This is a genomic window from Streptomyces sp. NBC_01237 (genome assembly GCF_035917275.1).
Classification (GTDB): domain Bacteria; phylum Actinomycetota; class Actinomycetes; order Streptomycetales; family Streptomycetaceae; genus Streptomyces.
Genome location: NZ_CP108508.1, coordinates 6,216,175 through 6,240,384, shown reverse-complemented (window position 1 = coordinate 6,240,384; position 24,210 = coordinate 6,216,175). Strand labels below are relative to the sequence as shown.

At 70.2% G+C, this 24,210-nt stretch carries 24 protein-coding genes; 13 read left to right on the top strand and 11 right to left on the bottom strand.

Going from position 1 to position 24,210, the window contains the following annotated elements; genetic code table 11:
• Positions 1-144: 144 nt before the first annotated feature.
• From OG251_RS27950 to OG251_RS27930, 5 genes are all read left to right on the top strand, one after another.
• On the top strand, positions 145-1,083 hold the full coding sequence (locus tag OG251_RS27950) for a cellulose-binding protein (protein ID WP_266802785.1): 939 nt from the start codon (positions 145-147) through the stop codon (positions 1,081-1,083).
• Between the two features lie 87 nt (positions 1,084-1,170).
• On the top strand, positions 1,171-2,175 hold the full coding sequence (locus tag OG251_RS27945; protein WP_326679703.1) for an ATP-binding cassette domain-containing protein: 1,005 nt from the start codon (positions 1,171-1,173) through the stop codon (positions 2,173-2,175).
• A gap of 5 nt (positions 2,176-2,180) precedes the next feature.
• The gene (locus OG251_RS27940; protein ID WP_326679702.1) at positions 2,181-2,960 is read left to right on the top strand and encodes an ABC transporter permease subunit; all 780 of its coding nucleotides are present in this window, start codon (positions 2,181-2,183) and stop codon (positions 2,958-2,960) included.
• Between the two features lie 140 nt (positions 2,961-3,100).
• Complete coding sequence (locus tag OG251_RS27935) at positions 3,101-4,327, top strand: ABC transporter ATP-binding protein (RefSeq protein WP_326679701.1); 1,227 nt, start codon at positions 3,101-3,103, stop codon at positions 4,325-4,327.
• On the top strand, positions 4,324-5,181 hold the full coding sequence (locus OG251_RS27930; RefSeq protein ID WP_326679700.1) for an ABC transporter permease subunit: 858 nt from the start codon (positions 4,324-4,326) through the stop codon (positions 5,179-5,181). The genes OG251_RS27935 and OG251_RS27930 overlap by 4 nt, the downstream gene beginning before the upstream one ends.
• 4 nt (positions 5,182-5,185) lie before the next feature.
• Here OG251_RS27930 and OG251_RS27925 read toward each other — a convergent pair whose 3' ends face one another.
• Positions 5,186-5,515, bottom strand: a complete 330-nt coding sequence (locus tag OG251_RS27925; protein ID WP_266802790.1) for an ATP/GTP-binding protein — start codon at positions 5,513-5,515, stop codon at positions 5,186-5,188.
• 210 nt (positions 5,516-5,725) lie between these two features.
• Between OG251_RS27925 and OG251_RS27920 the strand changes: the two genes are divergently transcribed.
• Complete coding sequence (locus OG251_RS27920) at positions 5,726-6,766, top strand: LLM class flavin-dependent oxidoreductase (RefSeq protein ID WP_326679699.1); 1,041 nt, start codon at positions 5,726-5,728, stop codon at positions 6,764-6,766.
• Between the two features lie 188 nt (positions 6,767-6,954).
• On the opposite strand, the gene OG251_RS27915 is transcribed toward OG251_RS27920, so the two are convergent.
• Positions 6,955-7,347: an SCO5389 family protein gene (locus tag OG251_RS27915; RefSeq protein WP_014048365.1), complete on the bottom strand. Its 393-nt coding sequence runs from the start codon at positions 7,345-7,347 to the stop codon at positions 6,955-6,957.
• 262 nt (positions 7,348-7,609) lie between these two features.
• Between OG251_RS27915 and nucS the strand changes: the two genes are divergently transcribed.
• Positions 7,610-8,281, top strand: a complete 672-nt coding sequence (gene nucS, locus OG251_RS27910; protein WP_073727256.1) for an endonuclease NucS — start codon at positions 7,610-7,612, stop codon at positions 8,279-8,281.
• Between the two features lie 253 nt (positions 8,282-8,534).
• Here nucS and OG251_RS27905 read toward each other — a convergent pair whose 3' ends face one another.
• From OG251_RS27905 to OG251_RS27890, 4 genes are all read right to left on the bottom strand, one after another.
• Positions 8,535-11,021 carry an ATP-binding protein gene (locus OG251_RS27905; protein WP_326679698.1) on the bottom strand — a complete coding sequence of 829 codons (2,487 nt, stop codon included), beginning with the start codon at positions 11,019-11,021 and terminating at the stop codon, positions 8,535-8,537.
• A gap of 214 nt (positions 11,022-11,235) precedes the next feature.
• On the bottom strand, positions 11,236-11,559 hold the full coding sequence (locus OG251_RS27900) for an STAS domain-containing protein (RefSeq protein ID WP_030117666.1): 324 nt from the start codon (positions 11,557-11,559) through the stop codon (positions 11,236-11,238).
• 228 nt (positions 11,560-11,787) lie between these two features.
• Positions 11,788-12,636 carry a 3-hydroxyacyl-CoA dehydrogenase family protein gene (locus tag OG251_RS27895; RefSeq protein ID WP_326679697.1) on the bottom strand — a complete coding sequence of 283 codons (849 nt, stop codon included), beginning with the start codon at positions 12,634-12,636 and terminating at the stop codon, positions 11,788-11,790.
• Positions 12,637-12,787: 151 nt separating this feature from the next.
• Positions 12,788-13,429 carry a TetR/AcrR family transcriptional regulator gene (locus OG251_RS27890; protein ID WP_326679696.1) on the bottom strand — a complete coding sequence of 214 codons (642 nt, stop codon included), beginning with the start codon at positions 13,427-13,429 and terminating at the stop codon, positions 12,788-12,790.
• A gap of 112 nt (positions 13,430-13,541) precedes the next feature.
• Here OG251_RS27890 and OG251_RS27885 point away from each other — a divergent pair, with 112 nt between their 5' ends.
• From OG251_RS27885 to OG251_RS27875, 3 genes are read left to right on the top strand one after another with little or no spacing between them, the layout of a single operon-like run.
• On the top strand, positions 13,542-14,324 hold the full coding sequence (locus OG251_RS27885) for an ABC transporter ATP-binding protein (RefSeq protein WP_326679695.1): 783 nt from the start codon (positions 13,542-13,544) through the stop codon (positions 14,322-14,324).
• Positions 14,325-14,333: 9 nt separating this feature from the next.
• Positions 14,334-15,083, top strand: coding sequence for an ABC transporter permease (locus OG251_RS27880; RefSeq protein ID WP_326679694.1), 750 nt, complete (start codon positions 14,334-14,336; stop codon positions 15,081-15,083).
• A gap of 22 nt (positions 15,084-15,105) precedes the next feature.
• Positions 15,106-15,678, top strand: coding sequence for a cob(I)yrinic acid a,c-diamide adenosyltransferase (locus OG251_RS27875; RefSeq protein ID WP_073727266.1), 573 nt, complete (start codon positions 15,106-15,108; stop codon positions 15,676-15,678).
• A 70-nt stretch (positions 15,679-15,748) separates the two neighbouring features.
• Here OG251_RS27875 and OG251_RS27870 read toward each other — a convergent pair whose 3' ends face one another.
• Positions 15,749-16,321: a hypothetical protein gene (locus tag OG251_RS27870; RefSeq protein ID WP_326679693.1), complete on the bottom strand. Its 573-nt coding sequence runs from the start codon at positions 16,319-16,321 to the stop codon at positions 15,749-15,751.
• A gap of 151 nt (positions 16,322-16,472) precedes the next feature.
• Between OG251_RS27870 and OG251_RS27865 the strand changes: the two genes are divergently transcribed.
• The 3 genes from OG251_RS27865 to OG251_RS27855 all read left to right on the top strand — a co-directional run bounded on the left by OG251_RS27865 (position 16,473) and on the right by OG251_RS27855 (position 20,362).
• Positions 16,473-17,669: a sensor histidine kinase gene (locus OG251_RS27865; protein WP_326679692.1), complete on the top strand. Its 1,197-nt coding sequence runs from the start codon at positions 16,473-16,475 to the stop codon at positions 17,667-17,669.
• Positions 17,666-18,328, top strand: a complete 663-nt coding sequence (locus OG251_RS27860) for a response regulator transcription factor (protein WP_326679691.1) — start codon at positions 17,666-17,668, stop codon at positions 18,326-18,328. Before OG251_RS27865 ends, OG251_RS27860 begins: the two co-directional genes overlap by 4 nt.
• Positions 18,329-18,487: 159 nt before the next feature.
• Positions 18,488-20,362 carry a glycoside hydrolase family 18 chitinase gene (locus tag OG251_RS27855; protein ID WP_326679690.1) on the top strand — a complete coding sequence of 625 codons (1,875 nt, stop codon included), beginning with the start codon at positions 18,488-18,490 and terminating at the stop codon, positions 20,360-20,362.
• A 421-nt stretch (positions 20,363-20,783) separates the two neighbouring features.
• On the opposite strand, the gene OG251_RS27850 is transcribed toward OG251_RS27855, so the two are convergent.
• The 4 genes from OG251_RS27850 to OG251_RS27835 form a co-directional block, all read right to left on the bottom strand.
• Positions 20,784-21,230, bottom strand: a complete 447-nt coding sequence (locus OG251_RS27850; protein ID WP_326679689.1) for a DUF2550 domain-containing protein — start codon at positions 21,228-21,230, stop codon at positions 20,784-20,786.
• Positions 21,231-21,365: 135 nt separating this feature from the next.
• Positions 21,366-21,740, bottom strand: a complete 375-nt coding sequence (locus OG251_RS27845) for a F0F1 ATP synthase subunit epsilon (protein ID WP_073727278.1) — start codon at positions 21,738-21,740, stop codon at positions 21,366-21,368.
• Positions 21,741-21,849: 109 nt separating this feature from the next.
• The gene (gene atpD / locus OG251_RS27840) at positions 21,850-23,292 is read right to left on the bottom strand and encodes a F0F1 ATP synthase subunit beta (RefSeq protein WP_326679688.1); all 1,443 of its coding nucleotides are present in this window, start codon (positions 23,290-23,292) and stop codon (positions 21,850-21,852) included.
• Entirely contained in the window at positions 23,292-24,209 is a 918-nt protein-coding gene (locus OG251_RS27835) for a F0F1 ATP synthase subunit gamma (RefSeq protein ID WP_073727282.1), read from the bottom strand. The genes atpD and OG251_RS27835 overlap by 1 nt, the downstream gene beginning before the upstream one ends.
• Between the last annotated feature and the right edge of the window lies 1 nt (position 24,210).

Sequence of the window (24,210 nt, the reverse complement as noted above, 5' to 3'; positions counted from 1 at the left end):
CCTTCGGGGAGCAAGTACTCCGGAGGTCAGCCACTCAAAAGGGGTGTCATTCTCCAGATCAAACCGGCATCTGCACGCTGACACGCCGTTCAGGCCCCTAGGATTCCCTCTATCACCTCACCGGTCTCATTCGACAGGAACCCCATGAGCGACCCTTCCTCCCCCTTCGGCTTCGAGCTCGTGCGACGTGGTTACGACCGCGGTCAGGTGGACGACCGCATCACCAAGCTCGTCGCCGACCGTGATAGTGCTCTGGCCCGAATCACCTCTCTGGAAAAGCGCATCGAGGAACTCCACCTCGAAACGCAGAACGCCCAGGCCCAGGTCAACGACGCAGAGCCGTCGTACGCCGGTCTCGGTGCCCGTGTCGAGAAGATTCTCCGCCTCGCCGAGGAGGAGGCCAAGGACCTGCGTGAGGAGGCCCGTCGCGCCGCCGAGCAGCACCGTGAGCTGGCCGAGTCGGCCGCCCAGCAGGTGCGCAACGACGCCGAGTCGTTCGCGGCCGAGCGCAAGTCGAAGGCCGAGGACGAGGGCGTTCGCATCGTCGAGAAGGCCAAGGGCGAGGCGACCACGCTGCGCACCGAGGCGCAGAAGGACGCCCAGTCCAAGCGCGAGGAGGCGGACGCCCTCTTCGAGGAGACCCGCGCCAAGGCCGCTCAGGCCGCCGCGGACTTCGAGACGAACCTGGCCAAGCGCCGCGAGCAGTCGGAGCGCGACCTCGCGTCCCGTCAGGCCAAGGCCGAGAAGCGTCTCGCCGAGATCGAGCACCGCGCCGAGCAGCTCCGCCTGGAGGCCGAGAAGCTCCGTACGGACGCCGAGCGCCGGGCCCGTCAGACGGTGGAGACCGCGCAGCGCCAGGCCGAGGACATCGTGGCCGACGCGAACGCCAAGGCCGACCGGATCCGCAGCGAGTCCGAGCGCGAGCTGGCGGCGCTCACCAACCGCCGCGACTCGATCAACGCGCAGCTGACCAACGTCCGCGAGATGCTGGCGACGCTGACCGGTGCCGCGGTGGCCGCGGCCGGTTCGCCGGCGGACGACGAGCCCGTCACCCGTGGTGTCCCGGCTCAGCAGGGCCGCTGACCCTTCGGGTACCTCAGCCGTACCGCTCGTGCGCCCGGTTCCGCCCTTGTGGTGGCGCCGGGCGCGCGGCCGTTCTAGCGTGAACGCATGATCGAGCTTGACGGACTCACCAAGCGATTCGGCGACAAGGTCGCCGTCGACCAGTTGTCCTGCCTGATCCGGCCCGGAATGGTGACGGGTTTTCTGGGCCCTAACGGGGCGGGCAAGTCCACGACGATGCGGATGATGCTCGATCTCGACAACCCCACCAGCGGCTCCGTGCGCATCGACGGCAAGAACTACCACGAGCTGCGGGAGCCGCTGAAGTACATCGGGGCGCTGCTCGACGCCAAGTCGATGCACGGCGGTCGCAGCGCGTACAACAATCTGCTGTGCCTCGCGCAGAGCAATCGCATCCCCGAGAGCCGGGTCGCGGAAGTTCTCGACACGGTCGGCCTGAGCGCGGTGGCGAAGAAGAAGTCCAAGGGTTTCTCCCTCGGTATGGGCCAGCGGCTCGGAATCGCGTCCGCGCTGCTCGGTGATCCCGAGATCCTGATGTTCGACGAACCCGTCAATGGTCTGGACCCCGAGGGCATTCACTGGATCCGCAATCTGATGAAGACACTCGCCGGCGAGGGCCGGACGATCTTCGTCTCTTCGCACCTGATGAGCGAAATGGCACTGACGGCCGACCATTTGATCGTGATCGGTCAGGGCAGACTGCTCGCCGACACCTCGATGGCCGACTTCATCCACGAGAATTCGCGCAGTTACGTACGGCTGCGCTCCCCGCAGCAGGAACGGCTGCGCGATGTGCTGCACGCGGAGGGCATCGTCGTGATCGAGTCGGGGAACGGCACCCTGGAGATCGACGGCGCCTCCACCGAGGCCCTGGGTGAGCTGGCCGCCCGGCACCAGCTGGTGCTGCACGAGCTGAGCGCCCAGCGGGCCTCACTGGAGGAAGCCTTCATGCAGATGACCGCGGGCTCCGTGGAGTACCACGCCCACTCGGAACGGGACGGGGCGCCGCCACCGCGGGTGGGAGCGGGCTGGGGCGACCAGTGGAACCGACCGGGCGGCAGCGGCGCTTCCGGCGACGGCAAGGAGGCGTGACGACGATGGCATCGGTAACCGCGGTCCTGACCTCCGAATGGACCAAGATCCGCACGGTCTCCTCGACGACATGGACGCTCATCTCCGCGTTCGTCGTCACCGTCGCGATGGGCGCGGCCCTCTGCGCCCTGATGAACTCCCAGTTCGACGATCTCTCCGACGCGGAGCGCGCCACCTTCGACCCGACCTTCGTCAGCTTCTCCGGAATGATCCTCGGCCAGCTCGCGATGGTCGTGTTCGGCGTGCTGGTGGTCGGTACGGAGTACAGCTCCGGCATGATCCGCACCTCGCTGGCGGCCGTGCCGCAGCGAGCCACGTTCCTCTTCAGCAAGATCGCGGTGGCCGGGGTCCTGGCGCTGGTCGTCGGCCTCGCCACCAGCTTCATCTCGTTCTTCCTGGGCCAGGCCCTGCTGGGGGACCACCGTACGGACATCGGCGCCGACAACGTGCTGCGCGCGGTCTTCGGCGGCGGCATCTACATGGGCCTGATCGCGATCTTCTCGATGGGCGTGGCGGCGATGCTGCGCAGCTCCATGCTGTCGCTCGGCATCCTGATGCCGTTCTTCTTCCTCGTCTCGCAGATCCTGTCCGCGGTCCCGGGCGCCAAGAGCGTGGCCCGGTACTTCCCCGACCAGGCGGGCTCCAAGATCATGCAGGTGGTCCCGGACGCCATGAACAGCGATCCGGCACCGTACGGACCCTGGGGCGGTCTCGGGATCCTCCTCGCCTGGGTGGCGGCGGCGGTGATCGGCGGATACGTCGTCCTGAGAAAGCGGGACGCGTAGGAAATCGCGCCCCGGCACCTGCCGTCCGGCAGCGGAACTTGGCCGGAACCGTCAAGCGCTGGTTATCCTCCTAACTCTTACGGGGGCGTGCGGCCAGGCAGCCCGGGCCCCGACGACAGATAAGTCGATGGGGCTGGAGAATGATCGAGGCAGTCGGCCTGACCAAGCGCTACGGCGCGAAGACGGCCGTGTACAACCTTTCGTTCCAGGTGCGGCCGGGGGCCGTCACCGGTTTCCTCGGTCCCAACGGGTCGGGCAAGTCCACCACCATGCGGATGATGCTCGGCCTCGACCGGCCGACCTCGGGCCATGTGACGATCGGCGGCCATGCCTTCCGCAGTCTGCCGAACGCTCCGCGCCAGGTGGGCGCGCTGCTGGACGCCAAGGCGGTGCACGGCGGCCGCAGCGCCCGGAACCACCTGCTGTCGCTGGCGCAGCTGGGCGGTATCCCCTCCGCCCGGGTCGACGAGGTGCTGGGTGTCGTGGGGCTCCAGGACGTGGCCAAACGGCGCTCCAGCGGCTTCTCGCTCGGTATGGGGCAGCGGCTCGGCATCGCGGCGGCGCTCCTGGGCGACCCGCAGGTGCTGCTCTTCGACGAACCGGTCAACGGACTCGACCCCGAGGGCATCCTCTGGGTCCGCAACCTGATGAAGATGCTGGCCTCCGAGGGGCGGACCGTCTTCGTCTCCAGCCATCTGATGAGCGAGATGGCCCTCACGGCCGACCATCTGATCGTGATCGGGCGGGGTCAGCTGCTCGCCGACATGGGTATCACCGACTTCATCTCCGCGAACTCCGCCGACTTCGCCCGGGTACGCGTCCCGGAGGGCGCGCCCGAGCAGCGGGAGAAGCTGACCGCCTCGCTCACCGAGGCGGGCGGCCGGGTCATGCCGGAGCCGGACGGCGCCCTGCGTGTGACCGGACTCCCGCTGCCCCGGATCAGTGATCTGGCGCACACCTCGGACGTCCGGCTGTGGGAGCTCTCGCCGCACCAGGCCTCGCTGGAGGAGGCGTACATGCGGATGACGCAGGGCGCCGTGGACTACCGCTCGACGGCGGACGCGAAGGCGGGGCTCCTGGAGCCGCCGCCGGGGGCCCACGGGCCCCTGGGAGCCGGCTACGGGGACCGCCCCGGATACGGCGGCGGATACGGGCAGCCGCAGGCCCCCGAGGCGCCGCAGCAGGGCTGGTACGCCCCGCCGCCGCCCGGACCGAACCCGTACGCGGCCCCTCCGGCCGCTCCCGTGCCGCCCGCCGCCCCCGCGGCCCCCGCGGCTCCCCCGGTGGCTCCCCCGGCCCCCGCGGTGGAGCCCGCGGCCCCCGCCGCAGCCCCGACCGAGCGCAAGACCAGCGAGGACCCCCGATGACGACGCCGGCCACCCCGCAGGCCCCCCAGCAGCAGCCGCAGGGGGCCTGGCCCGCCCCGCACGGCACGTACGCCTCACCGATCCCGGTCCGGGTCCCCACGCTCGGGGACGCCATCGCCTCCGAGTGGACGAAGATCCGCTCCGTACGCTCCACCCTGTGGACGCTCGGTGTGATGATCGCGCTGATGTTCGCCGTCGGGCTGCTGTCCGCGTTCGCCGTCGCCGCGACCGACGCGAACCTGAGCGACGAGCCGGTGCTCAGCCTCGGCTTCTTCGGAGTGCTCCTCGGGTCGATCTGTGTGATCACCCTCGGTGTGCTGACGATCTCCTCCGAGTACGGCACCGGCATGATCCGTACGACGCTGACGGCCTGCCCGAGCCGGGGCCGGGTGCTGACCGCCAAGGCGGCCGTCTTCTTCCTGCTGTCCTTCACCATCACCACGGTGACGGCCGCGATCGTCGCGGTGTTCCAGACGGTGGTCCTGGACGGTGCGGACGCCACGGGCAGCGACTGGCTGCGCGCCACCGTGGGCGTGGGGCTCTACATCGCGCTGCTCGGCCTGCTCTCGATGGGGCTCGGCGCGATCGTCCGGCACTCCGCGGGCGCCATCACCATCATGATCGCGGTGGTGCTGCTGCCGCTCGTGCTGGCGATGTTCATGTTCTACGAGAGCCTGTCCGGCCTCCAGCGGGCGCTCTTCGAGTACTCGATCCCCAACCAGCTCGGTGCCCTCTACGGGGCCGCGATCAGCAACTCCGGGCCGTCCGGCTGGGAGCCGCTGTGGATCATGCTGGGGGTGGCGGCCGTGGCCATGGCCGGCGCCTTCGTCTCGATGGACCGGCGCGACGTCTGAACCCTCAGTAGCGCGGCGCGTTCCTGGACCGCTGCACCCGTGTGGTGCGGCGGTCCCTCGCGTTCCAGCACGCCTTGTGCCAGTGCCGCCGGTCGTCGATGCCACCGAACTCGGGCCAGGCGACGAGGTGCGGGACGCCGGACGGGATCTCCTGGTCGCAGCCGGGGCAGCGGTAGCGCTTGCCCTGCGCGCTCGCACCGCTCACCGGGCGCACCGACCAGTCCTCGCCCTGCCAGTTCTCGCTGGACCCGCCCCCGCCGTACCGCTCCCCCGGCGTACTCGCACTGTCGGTGGAGCTCTCGCCGCCTCGGGGGCGGTTGCGGCGCGGGGACACGTGACACCTCACGGGCTGAACGGGCAGGGTCCTTCCAGCCTAGAGCCATCGCGCCGGGGCAGACGTCCCGTGGGGCACGCGGCGGCCTCCGGCAACGGGGTGAGTTAGCGGAAAATCGCAACAACTTCGGTGCGGACCGTGCCTTTGGCACGTGTCAGACGTTGTTGCCGACAGGGGAGAACCGCGCCGGCCGCAAGGAGGCAACAGGCGATGCGCGTGGGAACGTTCGTACTGGCAGCACAGTTTCCGGGGCAGGGGCAGGGGGAAGCCCTGCACCGGGCGGTCAGGTCCGCCGAGGTGGCGGAGGAGTCCGGACTCGATTCCGTCTGGCTGGCAGAGCATCACTTCGTGCCGTACGGGGTCTGCCCGTCCGCCGTCACCCTGGCCGCGCTGCTGCTCGGCCGTACCCGCAGAATCCGTGTCGGTACGGCGGTGAGCGTGCTGCCCAACCACCACCCGGTGGCGCTCGGCGAGCAGGCGGCACTGCTGCACCTCACCAGCGGCGGACGGTTCTCCCTCGGGGTGGGCCGGGGCGGTCCGTGGGTGGACCTGGAGGTGTTCGGGGGCGGTCTCGACGCGTACGAGAACGGCTTCCCGGAATCGCTGGAGCTGCTTCTCGACTGGCTGCGCGCACCACGGGTGGCGGGGCGCGGCGAACGGTTCGGTTTCCGTGAGGTGGCGGTGGTGCCGCGCGCCGACGAACTGCTGAGCGACGGCCCCGCGGGCCCGCGGGGGCCCGAGGTGGTCGTCGCCTGCACCTCGCCGAACAGTGTGAGGCTGGCCGCGGGCAAGGCGTTGCCGATGCTGCTGGGCATGCACTGCGGCGACGAGGAGAAGGCCGGGATGGTCGAGCTGTGGCGCACGGCGGCCCGGGAGGCGGGTCATCCGCCGGAGGTCGTGGCGGGGGCCGGACATGTCTCCGCGGGGGTGGCCCAGATCGCGGACGATCCCGTCGATGCCACCGAGACGCTGGTGAAGGCCATGCCCGGCTGGCTGCGCCAGGGGCTCGGCGCCCATGTGACGGTCGACAACAGGCACCGGGTGATGCGGGACCCCGTCGCGTACACGGAACTGCTGTGCGGGCTGCATCCGGTGGGTCCGCCCCGGCTGGCGGCGGACCGCCTCGCGGCGACGGCCGAACGGACCGGCATCACGCGCTTCGCGCTTCTCGTGGAGGGTTCGGGCGACCTCGCGGCGACCGAGGAGAACGTGCGTCGGCTGGGCACCGAGGTACTGCCGCTCCTGAAGTGACCGCAGCGCGCCGACGGTGTTGATGGTGCCGGTGGTCCGGATGGTCCAGGTAGTGCCGACGGAGCCTTCGGTGCCGGTGGCACCCTGTGATCCTGGTGGTGCTGGTGGTATCGGTGGTGCTGGTGGTACGGGAGCTGCCGCCCCGGAGCCAGTTGCACCTCCTGCGGCCGGGACGGCAGCAGAAGCGTTCAGCAGTCCCGTAGTTCGGGCGACTGGTTGAGCAACTGACCCCTCACCGAGGTGAATTTGGCCAGTCGCTCGTCGACCGAGGCATCCAGCGGGAACACCGCGACACGGTGGCAGTTCTGGAATGCCAGACGCACCCCGAAGTGCCGCTGCAGCGCGCCGCGGATCGCATCACTCGCGAGCGCACGCAGCAGCTGGCCACGTGCCTGCTCGTCCGGCGGCGGCGTCTGGTTGTCGGCGAACTGTCCGCCGTCGACCTTCAGCTGGGCCACCAGAGAGCTGATCATCTCCCATGCGTAGGGCAGGGAGGTCCGGACGCAGTCGACGAAGTCGGCTTCATCGACCTCGCCTCGCTCGGCCTGTTCCAACAGCGCCGGTGAGACGTCGAGCGACATGGGTTCTCCTCTCGCGACCCCGGCGGGCGGCCGGGGCCTTACGGGCATGGAAGGAGGACGGCGACGCAGCGTACACGGACGGCGACCTCCTGCTTCCACGGTAAGGGTGCAGTCCGGGCCGCACCAGGAGATTGGGAACACAACCGGCCACCTGATGAAGGGGCTCAAAGAGGGGCAAGTTCGCGGGCCGCTGTCAAGAGCGCCTTCGGGTGCGAAGGCGGTGAATCGCGTGGAACCCCGGTAGTCGAGTAGCGTGCCGACCATGCGTCTCGTCATCGCCCGTTGCTCCGTCGACTATGCGGGCCGGCTCACAGCCCACCTCCCCTCCGCCCCTCGTCTGATCCTGGTGAAGGCGGACGGCAGCGTGTCGATCCACGCCGACGACCGGGCGTACAAACCCCTCAACTGGATGTCCCCGCCGTGCACCCTGAAGGAGGGCGCCGACGACAGCGAAGGCGTCTGGACCGTGGTGAACAAGGCGGGCGAGAAACTGATCATCACGATGGAGGAAATCCTCCATGACTCGTCCCACGAACTGGGCGTCGACCCGGGTCTCATCAAGGACGGCGTGGAGGCACACCTCCAGGAACTGCTCGCCGACCGGATCGAGATCCTCGGCGAGGGCCACACCCTGATCCGCCGCGAGTACCCCACCGCGATCGGCCCCGTGGACATCCTGTGCCGGGACGCGGACGGGGCGACGGTGGCCGTGGAGCTCAAGCGCCGCGGTGACATCGACGGCGTGGAACAGCTGACCAGGTACCTGGAGCTGCTGAACCGCGATCCCCATCTCGCACCGGTCAGGGGCGTCTTCGCCGCCCAGGAGATCAAGCCGCAGGCCCGCGTCCTGGCGACGGACCGCGGGATCGGCTGTGTGGTCCTGGACTACGACGCGATGCGCGGCATCGAGGACGACAAGCTGCGCCTGTTCTGATCCCCGCCCCTCGTCCTTCGCCGGACCGGCCCGTTCCCACGGCCGGTCCGGCGTCGGCGTTCCCGGGGGCGCTCCCTTCCCCGTACGGGCCAAGGGCCGTCCCGTCATCCCTGGTGGATCGGCGCGCGGCGTCGGATGCGGTGCGTCGCAAGGCGGAGGGACGTCCGCATACGGGATGGACGCGGGCGATGAGACAACGCCGCGAGGTGCCGTGGCTGTCGTCGCGCGCCCGCCAGGGATTTCGGGACAGCCCTTACGACGGGATGCCCTGGACCGTGTCCGGGGCGCTGCCCGAAGCCGCCGGGCCGCTCGCCGACATGGAGGTGTCCGGCTCGGTCGGCCCGTCGGTCGGCTCGTCCGTGGGCGGCGTCGTCGGGGGTGTGGTGGGAGGCGTGGTCGGCGGCGTCGTGGGCGGCGTCGTCGGGGGCTTGGTCGGCCGGTCCGTCGGCTTCCCCGTCGAGGACGGACCGGACGAGGAGGGGCCGGTCGGCAGCCCGCTGGTCGGCTCGCCGGTGGACGGGGTCCCGTCCGGTCCGGAGGTCCCCGGTGACGGGGTGCCGCTGCCGCTCGGGGTGGCTTGATCCGACGGGCCCGGGGACAGGGAACCGCTGCCGGCGGGCGCACCGCCGCCGGACGCGGAGCCGTCCGTCGGCTCGTCCGCGGGGAACCCGTCCTCGCTGTCCCCGTCGTCGGCCGACTGCTCGGTGGTGACCTTCTGACCCTCCGGCGTATCGCCGCCGGACGTCGCGCCGAGCGTCACCACCGTGCCGAGCACGGCGACCAGCAGGACCCCCGCACCGACCGCGACCAGGTTGCGCCGCGCGCCGCCCAGGACCGTGCGACGCAGCGACCGGGCGGATCCGGTGCCCTGCGCAGACACCTCGGCCTGCCGGGAGACCAGGGTCGCGGACTCCTCGGTCCGCTGCGGGAACAGCGGCAGCACGGGAATTCCGCCGTGCGGTGTGGCCGTCTCCTCCTGGCGTGCGGCGGGCAGTTCCTCGCCCACCGCGCTCCCGGCCACCGGCGCGAGGCTGCCGGAGCGGTCGGCGACCAGTGCCAGCGCGCGGCGTCCGGCCACCGCACCGGACTTGTCGGCCAGCGCACCGCGCATACCGATCGACGTCTCCAGTTCGGCCCTGGCCCGGTCCAGATTTCCGGTGCAGAGCGCCAGGACACCCAACTCGTGGTGGAAGTAAGCCTCTTCGGCGACCTCACCGGCGATCCTGGCGGCCTCCTGGCCGATCCTGAGGACCCTCTCCCAGGCACCCCAGTGCATCCCCGCCGCGAAGGCCGGAGCGGCGCTGCGGGCCAGCAGGACGGCGGCGCTGGCCTGTCCGGCCTCGTCGCCCGGTACCAGCCGGGTCATCGCGGCGATGACGGCGTCGGCCTCGGCGGCGGCCCGCTCTGGGGTGACCGAGGGGTGGCCCGCCCACCAGGCGTAGTGCTGGGCGGCGCTGCGGGCGTGGGCGGCGGCGTCCTCGCCGTAGCCGCCCGTCTCCAGCTGGGCGAGGACCCCGGCGGCCAGCCGGAAGCGGGGTCCGGCCGGGGAGAGCAGACCGCACCCGGCGAGTTCGCCGAGCGCGGCGTCGGCGTGGGTGTCCCCCACGAGCGCCGGCAGGTGCGCCTGGTGCGGTACCTCGCCGCCGAGCGCGACGGCGATGCGCAGGGTGTCCCGGGCCGCCCGGCTCAGTCCGGAGGCCAGCAGGGCGGCGGGCGCCGCGCCCTCACCGAGGCTCGGCAGATCCGGGGAGGGGGACGCCGCCGTGAGGGGCAGCGGAGACGCGTCGCCCGGCCGTGGCTCGGAGGAGCCGTACGTCTCGGGACCGGTGCGCGCGTGGTCGCGCCGCCGCAGCAGGGCGCCCGCCTGGACGAAGCGCAGCGGCAGCCCCTCGGACTCGAACCAGAGGTCGCCCGCCCAGTTCGCCTCCTCGTCGGTGAGCGGGCGTTCGACGACCCGCTCCAGCAGTTCCAGGGAGGCGCCCCGGCCGAGCCCGGCGAGGAGGACCTCTTCGAGGTGGGCGTCGTCGGTGGGCGCCGTCACATCGGGGGTGGTACCGAGGAGAAAGGCGCACTCGGGGGTGGCGTCGAGCAGTTCGTCCAGCGCGGCACCGCCGAACTCCAGGTCGTCCACCACGACGACGGCGCCGATACCGCGCAGCAGTCCGAGCAGTTCCGCACGGTCCGGGCGGTGCAGCGGGGCCAGGTGGACCGCGTCGAAGAGTCCGTACAGCAGGTCCGTGATGGTGCGCTTGTGACCGCTGAGGCGTACGACGCCGTCGGGCGCCAGCTCCGCGCAGTCGGCGGCGACGGCGCTCAGCAGGGCCGTACGGCCGGATCCGGCCGTGCCGGTGAGCCGTACGGAGCGGCCGCGGGCCAGCAGGCGTACCAGCCGCTCGCGTTCCTCCTGGCGCTCCAGGAGGGGCAGCTGCGGACCGGGCGGGCCCGGCGGGACGGGCGGTGCGGTGGCGCGCTCGCGGCCGGTGCGCTGGGCGGCGGTGCGCCGGACGGGCGCGGCGGGGTGTTCGCCGGGCGGGCAGGGTTCGACCTCGCTGCCGTCGACCGGGTTGACCGTGAGCAGCAGGTCGCCGGAGACGAGCTGGACCATGCGGGCCTGCTGCGGTGTGTGCCGGCCGAAGTCGGGGGTCATCGGTTCGGGTGACTGCCGCCGCTCGCCGGCGTCTTCCCCCTGGCGCTCGCGGTCATGCCCGTACTCTTCCGGTCCCCGGTGTGTCGGGTCCATCGCCAAGTCCCCCAGACGCGTCGCGCTCGGTTGCCCCTCCCGGCCTCACACGCCCCGCTGTCGCTGCTGGTCCGGTGTCCGCCCATGGGTTCCGTGTATCGGCGGACGGCCGAACCCTAGACCTTCGCACAGTATCCCCGAACCGGCGGGGTGCCGCGCCGCCCAGGACGTCACCTTCCGTCAGCGATTGTGCGACTTCTGCCGTGGGGTACCTCTACACACGCGGCAGGGAGTCTGCGGCGATTCCACCCTCGATGGCCAGAATGCGATGCAGTCTGGTGGCCACCAGCAGCCGCTGCATCTGCGGCGGTACGCCGCGCAGCACCAGGCGTCGCCCGGCCCGGCCGGCCCGGCGGTGCGCGCCCATGATGACGCCGAGTCCGGTGGCGTCCCAGGAATCCAGCTCGGTCAGGTCCAGCACCAGATCGCCGACTCCGTCGTCGACGGCCGAATGCAGGACCGTACGGGCGTCCGCCGCGCTTCGGACGTCGAGGCGGCCCCCGACGACCAGCTCGGCGTGGTCGCCCCTGATATGCATATGCGCTCCCCGGGATTGCTCCGTTGCAAGGTCCGTCTGTCTGTCCTGTTCTCTGCCACAACTGACTGCCGCAACGACAGAGAAGTTGCCGTCTGTGAGCGAACCGATACCGAATTCACCCCCTGGGGTGACAACAGTCCGCTGAGATCCGACCGCGGCCGGGGGGTGACCCCCGGCGCCCCCCGGCCCCGGCTGACGGCGGATCAGGCGGCCGGGGGCGGAGAACGGTCAGTACGTGTAGAAGCCCTGCCCGCTCTTGCGGCCGATGTCACCTGCATCGACCATCCGGCGCATCAGCTCCGGGGCGGCGAACTTCTCGTCCTGCGACTCGGTGTAGATGTTTCCGGTGGCGTGCAGCAGGATGTCGACGCCGGTCAGGTCGGCCGTGGCGAGCGGGCCCATGGCGTGCCCGAAGCCCAGCTTGCAGGCGGTGTCGATGTCCTCGGCGGAGGCGACGCCCGACTCGTACAGCTTGGCGGCCTCCACGACCAGCGCGGAGATCAGCCGGGTGGTGACGAAGCCCGCGACGTCCCGGTTGACGACGATGCAGGTCTTGCCGACGGACTCGGCGAACTCCCTTGCGGTGGCGAGGGTTTCGTCGCTGGTCTTGTAGCCCCGTACCAGTTCGCAGAGCTGCATCATTGGGACCGGCGAGAAGAAGTGCACGCCGACGACGCGCTCCGGGCGCTCCGTCACGGCCGCGATCTTGGTGATCGGGATGGCGGAGGTGTTGGAGGCCAGCACGGTGTCCTCGCGGACGACCTTGTCGAGGCTCCGGAAGATCTCGTGCTTGACCTCCAGCTTCTCGAAGACGGCCTCCACGACGACATCCGCGTCGGCGACGGCGTCGAGATCGGTGGTCGTGGTGATGCGGGCGAGCGCGGCCTCCGCGTCGGCCGCCGACAGCTTGCCCTTGGAGACGAACTTGTCGTACGAGGCCGTGATGCCGTCGCGGCCGCGGGTCAGCGCCGCGTCGGTCACATCGCGCAGCACGACGTCCCAGCCCGCCTGGGCGGACACCTGCGCGATTCCGGATCCCATGAGTCCGGCCCCGATGACGGCGAGCTTCCTGGCCACGTTCGCACCCCTTGGTTTCTGTTCGCCGCGATGGGCTGGTCCCAGCAGTTGTTCACATGTTCTTCGGCGGAGGTTAGTACCCGTGAGGGACCGTGGGGCGGCGAAGAGATGCGCGTCACGTCTCAAATGACGGACATCACACCGGCACACGTCATTCGGTGGCACGCCGCGCGTAGTTGAGGACCTTCTCGCCGAGCATCTCCTCGATCTCGTCCAGGACGGCCAGGGCGTCGCGGGAGACCTCGACCGCCTTGCGGCCCGCCGTCATCTCCTGGCTGATGTAGCCGACGAGCGCGCCCTCGATCCAGGTGATCTGACCGCCGACGAGGAGCGGCATCGGGTCGTCCGGCGCCGCGCCGGTCTCCTCGCGCAGGGCGCCGACGACGGCCTGGAGGATCTCCTGCTGGAGGTACCAGAGGCGGGCCTTGAGGGTGGGCGCCTCCTCGATGACCCGCATGAAGTCGGCGAAGCCGTCCATCAGTCCGTACTCCGGGGAGACGGCGACGACGGCGGCGCGCAGTTCGCGCAGGACCGCCTCGGCAGCGGACTCCCCCTTGTCGCGGGCGCGGACGAAACGGGCGACGCGCTGGCTGACGCCCTTCATCCGGTCGAGGAAGAGGTCCTCCTTGGCCGGGAAGTAGTTGTAGACGGTGTTCACGGAGACATCCGCCAGCTCCGCGACCTCGGCGACGGTCACCGTGACGAAGCCGTACTTGAGGAACAGCCCGGTCGCCAGATCCGAGATGTGCTGCCTGGCCTGGCGCTTCTTGCGTTCCCTGAGTCCCTCAGCCATGGGCTCATCGTAGGGCGGATACGGGAACGGCACGGAATCCGGACACGTAACTGGAGTCGATTAAAGTTTGGGGTCATTGCAATTTTTCAGTGGATCTGTTTTTGTGGTCGCCATGCCCATCATCAGTACGGCCGGACTCGCCCAGACCTTCCGGACCCCGAACGGCCCGGTGGAGGCCGTGCGCTCCATCGACCTGACCGTCCTCCCGGGTGAGATCGTCGGCCTCCTCGGCCCCAACGGCGCGGGCAAGACCACCACCCTGCGCATGCTCACCACCCTGCTCACCCCCACCGGCGGGGCCGCCACCGTCGCGGGCCACGACCTGTTCGACGACCCCGGCGGCGTACGCGAGAAGTGCGGATACGTCGCCCAGTCCGGCGGCGTCGACCCCCAGCTGACCGTGCGGGAGGAGCTCGTCACCCAGGGGCGGCTGTACCGGCTGAGCAAGGCGGAGGCGATCGCCCGCGCCGGGGAACTGGCCCGCGAACTCGGCCTCGACGAGCTGCTCGACCGCAAGGCGGTCACCCTCTCGGGTGGTCAGCGGCGGCGCCTCGACATCGCGATGGGCCTCACCCACCGCCCCGCCGTCCTCTTCCTCGACGAGCCCACCACCGGCCTCGACCCGGGCAGCCGTGCCGACCTGTGGGACCTGGTGCGGCGGCTGCGCGACGACCACGGCACGGCCGTCGTCCTGACCACCCACTACCTCGACGAGGCCGACGCCCTCGCGGACCGGCTCGTCGTGATCGACCGGGGGACGGTCGTGGCCCAGGGCACGCCGGACCGGCTGAAGGCCACCCACGCGGGCTCCGCCACCGCCTCGCTCCAGGAGGCGTTCCTCGCGATCACCGGGCGCGCCGCCGCCCCCGCCGATGCCGCCCCTCTCACCGTTTAGGACCTCTCCGTGCTCTTCCGCGACACCGCGCTGATCTTCGGGCGGTATGCCCGGCAGACCCTGCGCTCCCGGTTCCAGATGCTGTTCGGCACCCTGATGCCACTGCTCTATCTGCTCCTCTTCGGCCCCCTGCTCAGCGGTCTGCCGCTCGGCTCGTCCGGGGACTCCTGGCAGGTCCTCGTACCAGGACTACTGCTCCAACTCAGCTTGTTCGGGGCCTCGTTCGCCGGATTCTCGGTGATCATCGAGAAGTCGACCGGGGTGGTGGAGCGGATGCGGGTGACGCCCGTGAGCCGGCTCGCCCTGCTGCTCGGGCGGGTCCTGCGTGACGCGCTGCTGTTCATGTTCCAGGCCGTCCTGCTGGTGCTGGCCGCCCTGGTCATGGGGTTGCGGGCGCCGCCGGCGGGAGTCCTGATCGGCTTCGCGTTCGTCGGCCTGCTGACCGTCGCGCTCGCCTCGCTGTCGTACGCACTGGCCCTGAAGGTCCGCACCCCGCAGGAGTTCGGGCCCGTCATCAACGCACTCACCCTGCCGGCCATGCTGCTCTCCGGGCTGATGCTCCCGATCACGCTCGGCCCGGCCTGGCTGGACGTGCTCTCGCACTTCACGCCGTTCCGCTATCCGGTGGACGCGGTGCGGGACGCCTATGTGGGCTCGTACGCCTCGGCACACATGCTGTACGGGGTCCTGGTCACCGCCGGCTTCGCCGCCCTGGCCGTGACGGTGGGCACACGCGTCTTCCGCAGGGCCGGGGCGTGACCCCAGCCCTTAGGCTGGCCGCATGGTCAATCTGACGCGTATCTACACCCGTACCGGCGACCAGGGCACCACCGCCCTCGGCGACATGAGCCGGACCGCCAAGACCGATCTGCGGATCTCGGCCTACGCCGACGCCAACGAGGCCAACGCCGTCATCGGTACGGCCGTGGCGCTCGGGCAGCTGTCCGAGGACGTCGTGAAGGTGCTCGTACGCGTCCAGAACGACCTCTTCGACGTGGGCGCCGACCTCTCGACCCCGGTCGTCGAGGACCCGAAGTACCCGCCGCTGCGCGTCGAGCAGTCCTACATCGACAAGCTGGAGGCGGACTGCGACAGCTTCCTGGAGGAGCTGGAGAAGCTGCGCAGCTTCATCCTTCCCGGCGGCACGCCGGGTGCGGCGCTGCTGCACCAGGCGTGCACGGTGGTGCGCCGCGCCGAGCGGTCCACCTGGGCGGCGCTGGAGGTGCACGGGGACGTGATGAACGCGCTGACGGCGACGTACCTCAACCGCCTCTCCGACCTCCTGTTCATCCTCGCGAGGACAGCGAACAAGGAGGTCGGGGACGTGCTGTGGGTGCCGGGCGGGGAACGCTGACCCCACGCCGGCACCCTGCGCGCCCTGAGCGGGAGGCCCCGGACCGTGTCCGGGACCTCGACGAGACCGTCTAGTGGTCGATCCGTTCCCGGTCCCGGTCCCGCACGCCCTTCGGCTCCGGCTTCGGGAAGACCGTGTAGCTCACGGCGATGATCAGGTTGATGCCGATCACCCACAGCATCGTCTGCTGCCAGCCACGCAGCGTACTGGTGTCACCGGCTCCCCCGACGTACCAGATCGCCGCCTGGAGCAGAGCCAGCGCCGTCGCGGCGGCGACGGTCCAGCGGGCGGCCGTACGCCATTCGTGGACGGCGCGCGCCTTGCCGTACTTCGGCGGCTTCACGGGCGGCGGGCCGCCGGCGAACCGATGGGCCACGCGTGCGTCGACCCACTTGATGGTGGAGTGGCCGAGGCCCACCGTGAAGCCGATGTAGACGGCGGCCAGTCCGTGCTTCCAGTCGGGCACGGTGCCGTTCTTCAGGTCGATCGCCGTCACCACCAGCAGCACCACCTCCAGCAGCGGCTCGCACAGCAGGACGGCCGCGCCCAGCCTGGGCTTCTTCGCCAGGTACCGCAACGCGAGTCCCGCGGCGAGCAGCACCCAGAAGGCGACTTCGCAGAGCACGATCAGAGTGACGATCACGGCACTTCTCCTTCCGGTTGCTTCCAGACTCCCCTCCGCGGGGCGCCGATTCGTCGTCGGCAGTGACGAATCACGACTGCATCGTTCGATGTAGCCACGCCTCACCCGCCGTAGGGACGTCGTGCGGGAACCCTGCGTGTTGGATGGAGGGGTGTTCTCCGTAACCCGCCCGCACCGCGACGACGTCATCATCGCGTCCGCCGGGCTCCTCTGCGGTGTGTTCCTCTGGCTGCTCGGTCTGCATACGCAGGCCGGCCGCCTCTTCGACGCCCCCTGGGTCACCCTGGTGCCGCTCACGGTGCTGGCGGGGCTGGAGCTGTTGCGGCGCAGCGCACCGCAGACCGCGCTGGTCATCGGCACAGTCGCGCTGGTCTCGGACCAGTTCACCCGGGGAAACCTGGCGAGCGTGGTGATGTTCACCGACCTCGTCTACGCGGCCGTGCTGTACGGGCCACCGTCCGCGGCCCGCCGTATCCCGGTGACCTCGTTCCTGATCACGGTCGGGGTCACCATCGGCTTCCTGGCCTGGTTCCGCGATGCCGAGGCGCTGCTGATCGGCATCGTCACCGGCCTGGTCTCGTTCGCACCCGCGATCACCGGGGTCAGCGTGCGCAACCACCGCGACGCGGCGGAGACGGCCCGGCTGCGGGCCGATCAGACGGCGCTGCTGGCCGAGATGGACCGTGCGCAGGCCGTGGTCGCCGAGCGGTCCCGGATGGCGCGGGAGCTGCACGACATGGTCGCCAACCATCTGTCGGCGATCGCCATCCACTCCACCGCCGCCCTCTCCATCGACGACCCGGAGACCTCGCGCGGCGCGCTCGGGGTGATCCGGGAGAACAGCGTCGCCGGGCTGGCCGAGATGCGCCGGCTGATCGGGCTGCTGCGCCAGGGCGGCGCGGACGCGGAACCGAGCGCGGCGCCGACACTCAACGGGCTGGACTCGCTCATCGAGCAGGCCCGGACGAACGCCACTTCCAGCGGGTTGACCTGCACACTTGAGGACAACCGCGGGGAGTCGGGGGCGCTGCCCGCGCCGGTCGAGCTGGCCGGGTACCGCATCGCCCAGGAGTCCCTGACCAACGCGCTGAAGCATGCCGCGCCGGGCCCGGTCGTGGTGCGGCTCGAACTGACGGGGAGGGTGCTCGTGGTCGAGGTCACCAGTGTGTTCGGGGACCGTCCGGGACCGCGGGCGCCGGGGGCGGGGGCCGGGCTCGTGGGCATGCGGGAGCGGGTGGCGCTGCTCGGCGGGAGCATCACGGCGGCGGCCGAACCCGGCGCCGACGGTACGAAGATCTGGCGGGTACGGGCCGAACTGCCCGTCGAGGACGGAGCGGTGAGGGAATGACGATCCGGGTACTGGTCGCGGAGGACCAGTCCGCGGTGCGCGCGGGGCTGGTGCTGATCCTGGGCAGCGCGGCGGACATCGAGGTCGTCGGGGAGGCGGGGGACGGCGAGGAGGCCGTGCGGCTCGCCCGCGAACTGCGCCCCGATCTGGTCCTGATGGATGTGCAGATGCCACGCCTGGACGGGGTGTCGGCGACGAGGCAGGTGGTGGCCGAGGGGCTGGCCGATGTGCTCGTGCTGACCACGTTCGACCTGGACGAGTACGTCTTCGGGGCGCTGCGCGCGGGGGCTGCGGGCTTTCTGCTGAAGACCACCGACGCACGCGATCTGCTCGAAGCGGTACGCACGGTGGCGCGCGGCGAGGGGCTGATCGCCCCGGCCGTGACCCGTCGGCTGATCGCCGAGTTCGCCGGGAACACCCCCGCGCGCACGGCCGATCCGGCGGCGCTCGACGCACTCACCCGGCGGGAGCGCGAAGTTCTGGGCTGCCTGGGTGAGGGGATGTCGAACGCGGAGATCGCGGTGCGGCTCTCGATGGCGGAGGCGACGGTGAAGACGCACGTCAGCAGGCTGTTGGGGAAGCTGGGGCTGCGCAGTCGGGTACAGGCCGCCGTGCTCGCGCAGGAGTTGGGGATCAAGGGTTCGTCCGACCCCCGGTAACTGATCTTTGGTCCAGACCTCTTGACGATTGGTCCAGACCTTCCTAATCTCACCGAACACACTGCGGTGAGTACGCCATGACAAAGCGTGCTCAGGGCGGCGCAGGGTTTGCAGTCCACGGATCACCCCCGCATGTCGGACCTCACCCGAGGAGCACCGTTGAGCACTGAGACCCCCCAACGCCGGACCAGATTCAGATGGAGCCTCACCCGGAACGGCAGGGCGAAGGCAGTAGCGGGCTTCACCGCCCTGCTGCTCCCCCTCGCCGCGATGGTCGGCCTCGCATCCCCGGCATCGGCAGCCACCTCGGCCACCGCCACCTACCTCAAGAAGTCCGACTGGGGCAGTGGCTTCGAGGGCCAGTGGACGGTGAAGAACACCGGCACCACCGCCCTCTCCTCCTGGACGATCGAGTGGGACTTCCCCGCGGGCACCGCGGCCGGATCCGCCTGGGACGCCACCGTCACCAGCTCCGGAAACCACTGGACCGCCAAGAACCTCAGCTGGAACGGATCGATCGCCCCGGGCGCCAGCCTCAGCTTCGGCTTCAACGGCACCGGCTCCGGCTCCCCCACCGGCTGCAAGCTGAACGGCGCCTCCTGCGACGGCGGCAGCGTTCCCGGTGACAACGCCCCGTCCGCGCCCGGCACCCCCACCGCGAGCGCCATCACCGACACCTCGGCGAAGCTCGGCTGGAGTGCCGCCACGGACGACAAGGGCATCAAGAACTACGACGTCCTGCGCGACGGCGCGAAGGTCGCCACGGTCACCGGTACGACGTACACCGACACCGCTCTCACCGCGGGCACCGACTACTCGTACACCGTGCAGGCCCGCGACACCGCCGACCAGACCGGCCCGGTCTCCGGCGCCGTCAAGGTCCGCACCACCGGTGGCGGCACGGGCCCCGGCCCCGGCGGTGACAAGGTCAACCTCGGCTACTTCACCAACTGGGGCGTCTACGGACGCAACTACCACGTCAAGAACCTGGTGACCTCGGGCTCCGCCCAGAAGATCACGCACATCAACTACGCCTTCGGCAACGTCCAGGGCGGCAAGTGCACCATCGGTGACTCCTACGCCGACTACGACAAGGCGTACACCGCCGACCAGTCCGTCGACGGCGTCGCCGACACCTGGGACCAGCCGCTGCGCGGCAACTTCAACCAGCTGCGCAAGCTGAAGGCCAAGTACCCGCACATCAAGATCCTCTGGTCCTTCGGCGGCTGGACCTGGTCCGGCGGCTTCGGTGCCGCGGCCCAGAACCCGGCCGCGTTCGCCCAGTCCTGCTACGACCTGGTCGAGGACCCCCGCTGGGCCGATGTCTTCGACGGCATCGACATCGACTGGGAGTACCCCAACGCCTGTGGTCTCACCTGTGACACCAGCGGCCCGGCCGCGCTGAAGAACCTCGCCTCGGCGCTGCGCACCAAGTTCGGCACGAGCAACCTGGTCACCGCCGCGATCACCGCGGACGGCTCGGACGGCGGCAAGATCGACGCCGCCGACTACGCGGGCGCCGCCCAGTCCATGGACTGGTACAACGTGATGACCTACGACTTCTTCGGCGCCTGGGCGGCCAAGGGCCCGACGGCCCCGCACTCCCCGCTCACCTCCTACGCCGGCATCCCGCAGGCGGGCTTCAACTCCGCCGACGCGATCGCCAAGCTGAAGGCCAAGGGCGTACCGGCCAAGAAGTTGCTCCTCGGCATCGGCTTCTACGGCCGCGGCTGGACCGGCGTCACCCAGGCCGCACCCGGCGGCACGGCGACCGGCGCGGCCCCCGGCACGTACGAAGCGGGCATCGAGGACTACAAGGTCCTGAAGAACACCTGCCCCGCCACCGGCACCGTCGCGGGCACCGCGTACGCCCACTGCGGCACCAACTGGTGGAGCTACGACACCCCGGCCACCATCGGCGCGAAGATGACCTGGGCGAAGAACCAGGGCCTGGGAGGCGCGTTCTTCTGGGAGTTCAGCGGTGACACCGCCAACGGCGAGCTCGTGAGCGCGATGGGCAGCGGTCTCCAGTAATCCCCACGCCGTAGGAACCGCGATACCGGCACCACTCGCACCACCGGTGCCACCCCGAAAGCACCGGGGAGACAGGTCCGCCCCCTGTCTCCCCGGTTTTTCGCGTGTCCCCGTACGGGCGCACGACCTTCCGGGCCCACGCGACGGAACGCGCGGGCCTGAGGTCATGTACGCCGGGTCGCCTCAGGACGTCCACGCCGGGTTGCCCTCAGGCTGTGTACGCCGGGTCGCCTCAGGACGTCCACGCCGGGTTGCCCTCAAGCTGTGTACGCCGGGTTGCCCTCAGGTCATCCACGCCGGGTTGTCCTCAGGCTGTGCACGCCGGGTCCAGCCCACGCGTCAGGACCGTCGGGTCCAGCCCACGCGTCAGGACCCACGGGCCCTGTTCGCCGGGGCCGCAGGTCCGGTAGGACGGTGGGCCTCAGGCCACATTCACCCGCTGGCCGGGCGGTGCCGCCTCCAGCCAGGCGAGGAAGCCGGTCAGGGCGTCCTCGCTCATCGCCAGCTCCAGGCGCGTCTCACGGTGGAGACAGCCGAGCACGACGGAATCGGACAATAGCGCGAGCTCCTCCTCGCCTTCGGGCAGACGGCGGGAGACCACCTCGATCGACGAGCGCTCCAGGGCACGACGGGGGCGGGGCGCGTAGGAGAAGACCCGGAACCAGTCGACCCGGTCGCCGCTGTACCGCGCGACGCCGTACACCCAGCCCTTGCCGGAGGAATCCGGCTCCTCGGACACGTTCCAGCGCAGACTGCAGTCGAAGGTTCCGCCGGAACGCTGGATCAGCCGTCGGCGCAGACCGAAGACGAACAGACCCACCACGACCAGCACGACGACCAGACCGCCCACCCACAAAGCGAGGACCATCTCACCGACCTCCTCGCATCGTCGAGTAACGGATACCGAACCGAACCGAATTGCACCTGCATCGCCTCAGCCGCGACACGGTCTGGATAATTCCAGCTCGGGCCGCGGCTGAGGAAAAAACTTCTTGCGGGGGTGCTAGTGCACCGCCACCGCACGCAGTCGCACATCGGCGCGCCGCTCGGCAGCGGCGTCCGTGTCCGACTTCGCGCGCTCCAGCGCACGCTCGGCGCGCTGGACATCGATCTCGTCCGCCAGCTCGGCGACTTCCGCCAGCAGCGACAGCTTGTTGTCCGCGAACGAGATGAACCCGCCGTGGACAGCGACGACGACGGTCTCGCCGGCGCTCGTACGGATCGTCACCGGGCCCGATTCCAGCACACCGAGAAGCGGCTGGTGACCGGGCATGACGCCGATGTCGCCGGACGTGGTACGCGCGACGACCAGGGTGGCCTCGCCGGACCAGACGCTGCGGTCCGCGGCGACCAGCTCGACATGCAGCTCAGCAGCCAAGGGTGGCTCCTCGGGTCACCACCCGGCCGTCGAGCCGGGTGTTGGGTCAATTCTACGGGGCGTGGTGAGGGGGGCGGGACACACCCACCCCCCTCGGTGAGCCGGAGGCTCAGGAGACGCCGAGCTCCTTGGCGTTGGCCTTGAGGTCCTCAATGCCACCGCACATGAAGAACGCCTGCTCCGGGAAGTGGTCGTACTCACCGTCGCAGATCGAGTTGAACGCGGCGATCGACTCGTCGAGCGGCACGTCCGAACCGTCCAGGCCGGTGAACTGCTTGGCGGCGTGGGTGTTCTGCGACAGGAAGCGCTCGACGCGACGGGCACGGTGGACAACGAGCTTGTCCTCCTCGCCCAGCTCGTCGATACCGAGGATCGCGATGATGTCCTGGAGGTCCTTGTACTTCTGCAGGATTCCCTTGACACGGCTGGCCGTGTCGTAGTGGTCCTGCGCGATGTAGCGCGGGTCCAGGATGCGGGACGTGGAGTCCAGCGGGTCCACGGCCGGGTAGATGCCCTTCTCGGAGATCGGACGGGAAAGAACCGTCGTCGCGTCGAGGTGGGCGAACGTGGTGGCCGGGGCCGGGTCGGTCAGGTCGTCCGCGGGGACGTAGATCGCCTGCATCGAGGTGATCGAGTGACCACGCGTCGAGGTGATGCGCTCCTGGAGCACACCCATCTCGTCGGCCAGGGTCGGCTGGTAACCCACCGCGGACGGCATACGGCCGAGCAGCGTGGAGACCTCGGAACCGGCCTGCGTGAAGCGGAAGATGTTGTCGATGAAGAGCAGCACGTCCTGCTTCTGCACATCGCGGAAGTACTCCGCCATGGTCAGGGCGGACAGCGCGACCCGCAGACGGGTGCCCGGCGGCTCGTCCATCTGGCCGAAGACCAGCGCGGTCTTCTCCAGGACGCCCGACTCGGTCATCTCGTCGATGAGGTCGTTGCCCTCACGGGTGCGCTCACCGACACCGGCGAACACCGACACACCGTCGTGCAGCTTCGCCACACGCATGATCATTTCCTGGATGAGGACCGTCTTGCCGACGCCCGCACCACCGAACAGACCGATCTTGCCGCCCTTGACGTACGGGGTCAGCAGGTCGACGACCTTCAGGCCGGTCTCGAACATCTCGGTCTTCGACTCGAGCTGGTCGAAGGCCGGGGCCTTGCGGTGGATCGGCCAGCGGTCGGTGATCTGCGCCTCGGCCTCCGGCTCGTTCAGGATCCGGCCGAGGGTGTTGAACACCTTGCCCTTGGTGATGTCACCGACCGGGACGGTGATGCCCGCGCCCGTGTCGGTCACCGGGGCCTGGCGGACCAGACCGTCGGTGGGCTGCATCGAGATCGCACGGACCACGCCGTCACCCAGGTGCTGGGCGACTTCGAGGGTCAGCGTCTTGCGAGCGCCCTCCTCGGCCGGGTCGTCGACCTGGACGTGCAGCGCGTTGTAGATCTCCGGCATCGCGTCGACGGGGAACTCCACGTCGACGACCGGGCCGATGACCCGGGCGACGCGGCCCGTGGCAGCGGCCGTCTCAACTGTGGTCGTCATTACTTGTCACTCCCCGCGGTCGCGTCGGCCAGAGCACTGGCACCGCCGACGATCTCGCTGATTTCCTGGGTGATTTCGGCCTGGCGGGCCGCGTTGGCAAGCCGGGAGAGGCTCTTGATGAGATCCCCGGCGTTGTCGGTGGCCGACTTCATCGCGCGGCGACGGGCAGCGTGCTCGGAAGCGGCGGCCTGCAGCAGCGCGTTGTAGATGCGGCTCTCGACGTAGCGCGGCAGGAGGGCGTCGAGGACGTCCTCCGCCGACGGCTCGAAGTCGAACAGCGGAAGGATCTCGCCCTTCGTGCTGCTCTCCTCCACGACCGTGTCGAGCGACAGCGGCAGCATCCGGTTGTCCACCGGGTTCTGCGTCATCATCGACACGAATTCCGTGAAGACGATGTGCAGCTCGTCCACGCCGCCCTCGGCCGTCGGCGCCGTGATGGCCTCGATCAGCGGCGCGGCGATGTTCTTGGCATCCGAGTACGCCGGGCTGTCGGTGAAGCCGGTCCACGACTCCTCGACCTTGCGCTCGCGGAAGCCGTAGTAGGCGACGCCCTTGCGGCCGACGATGTAGGTGTCGACCGCCTTGCCCTCAGCCGCGAGCCGCTCCCTCAGCCGCTCCGCCGCCTTGATGGCGTTGGAGGAGTAGCCGCCGGCCAGACCGCGGTCGCTCGTGATGAGCAGGACCGCGGCCCGGGCCGGGGCCTCGGCCTCGGTGGTGAGCGGGTGCTTGGTGGTGGAGCCGGTCGCGACCGCGGTCACCGCACGGGTGAGCTCGGTCGCGTACGGCATCGACGCCGCCACCTTGCGCTGCGCCTTGACGATGCGCGAGGCGGCGATCATCTCCATCGCCTTGGTGATCTTCTTGGTCGCGGTGACGGCTTGGATGCGGCGCTTGTAAACGCGAAGCTGAGCGCCCATC

Excerpts from the sequence above, each read along its gene's own strand:
- OG251_RS27945 (WP_326679703.1), top strand. The coding sequence starts at position 1,171 with ATGATCGAGCTTGACGGACTCACCAAGCGATTCGGCGACAAGGTCGCC.
- OG251_RS27890 (WP_326679696.1), bottom strand. The coding sequence starts at position 13,429 with ATGGCTGAGGGACTCAGGGAACGCAAGAAGCGCCAGGCCAGGCAGCAC.
- OG251_RS27860 (WP_326679691.1), top strand. The coding sequence starts at position 17,666 with ATGACGATCCGGGTACTGGTCGCGGAGGACCAGTCCGCGGTGCGCGCG.
- OG251_RS27935 (WP_326679701.1), top strand. The coding sequence starts at position 3,101 with ATGATCGAGGCAGTCGGCCTGACCAAGCGCTACGGCGCGAAGACGGCC.
- OG251_RS27920 (WP_326679699.1), top strand. The coding sequence starts at position 5,726 with ATGCGCGTGGGAACGTTCGTACTGGCAGCACAGTTTCCGGGGCAGGGG.
- OG251_RS27905 (WP_326679698.1), bottom strand. The coding sequence starts at position 11,021 with ATGGACCCGACACACCGGGGACCGGAAGAGTACGGGCATGACCGCGAG.
- OG251_RS27915 (WP_014048365.1), bottom strand. The coding sequence starts at position 7,347 with ATGTCGCTCGACGTCTCACCGGCGCTGTTGGAACAGGCCGAGCGAGGC.
- OG251_RS27930 (WP_326679700.1), top strand. The coding sequence starts at position 4,324 with ATGACGACGCCGGCCACCCCGCAGGCCCCCCAGCAGCAGCCGCAGGGG.
- OG251_RS27900 (WP_030117666.1), bottom strand. The coding sequence starts at position 11,559 with ATGCATATCAGGGGCGACCACGCCGAGCTGGTCGTCGGGGGCCGCCTC.
- OG251_RS27950 (WP_266802785.1), top strand. The coding sequence starts at position 145 with ATGAGCGACCCTTCCTCCCCCTTCGGCTTCGAGCTCGTGCGACGTGGT.
- OG251_RS27875 (WP_073727266.1), top strand. The coding sequence starts at position 15,106 with ATGGTCAATCTGACGCGTATCTACACCCGTACCGGCGACCAGGGCACC.
- OG251_RS27835 (WP_073727282.1), bottom strand. The coding sequence starts at position 24,209 with ATGGGCGCTCAGCTTCGCGTTTACAAGCGCCGCATCCAAGCCGTCACC.
- OG251_RS27885 (WP_326679695.1), top strand. The coding sequence starts at position 13,542 with ATGCCCATCATCAGTACGGCCGGACTCGCCCAGACCTTCCGGACCCCG.
- nucS (WP_073727256.1), top strand. The coding sequence starts at position 7,610 with ATGCGTCTCGTCATCGCCCGTTGCTCCGTCGACTATGCGGGCCGGCTC.
- OG251_RS27940 (WP_326679702.1), top strand. The coding sequence starts at position 2,181 with ATGGCATCGGTAACCGCGGTCCTGACCTCCGAATGGACCAAGATCCGC.
- atpD (WP_326679688.1), bottom strand. The coding sequence starts at position 23,292 with ATGACGACCACAGTTGAGACGGCCGCTGCCACGGGCCGCGTCGCCCGG.
- OG251_RS27850 (WP_326679689.1), bottom strand. The coding sequence starts at position 21,230 with ATGGTCCTCGCTTTGTGGGTGGGCGGTCTGGTCGTCGTGCTGGTCGTG.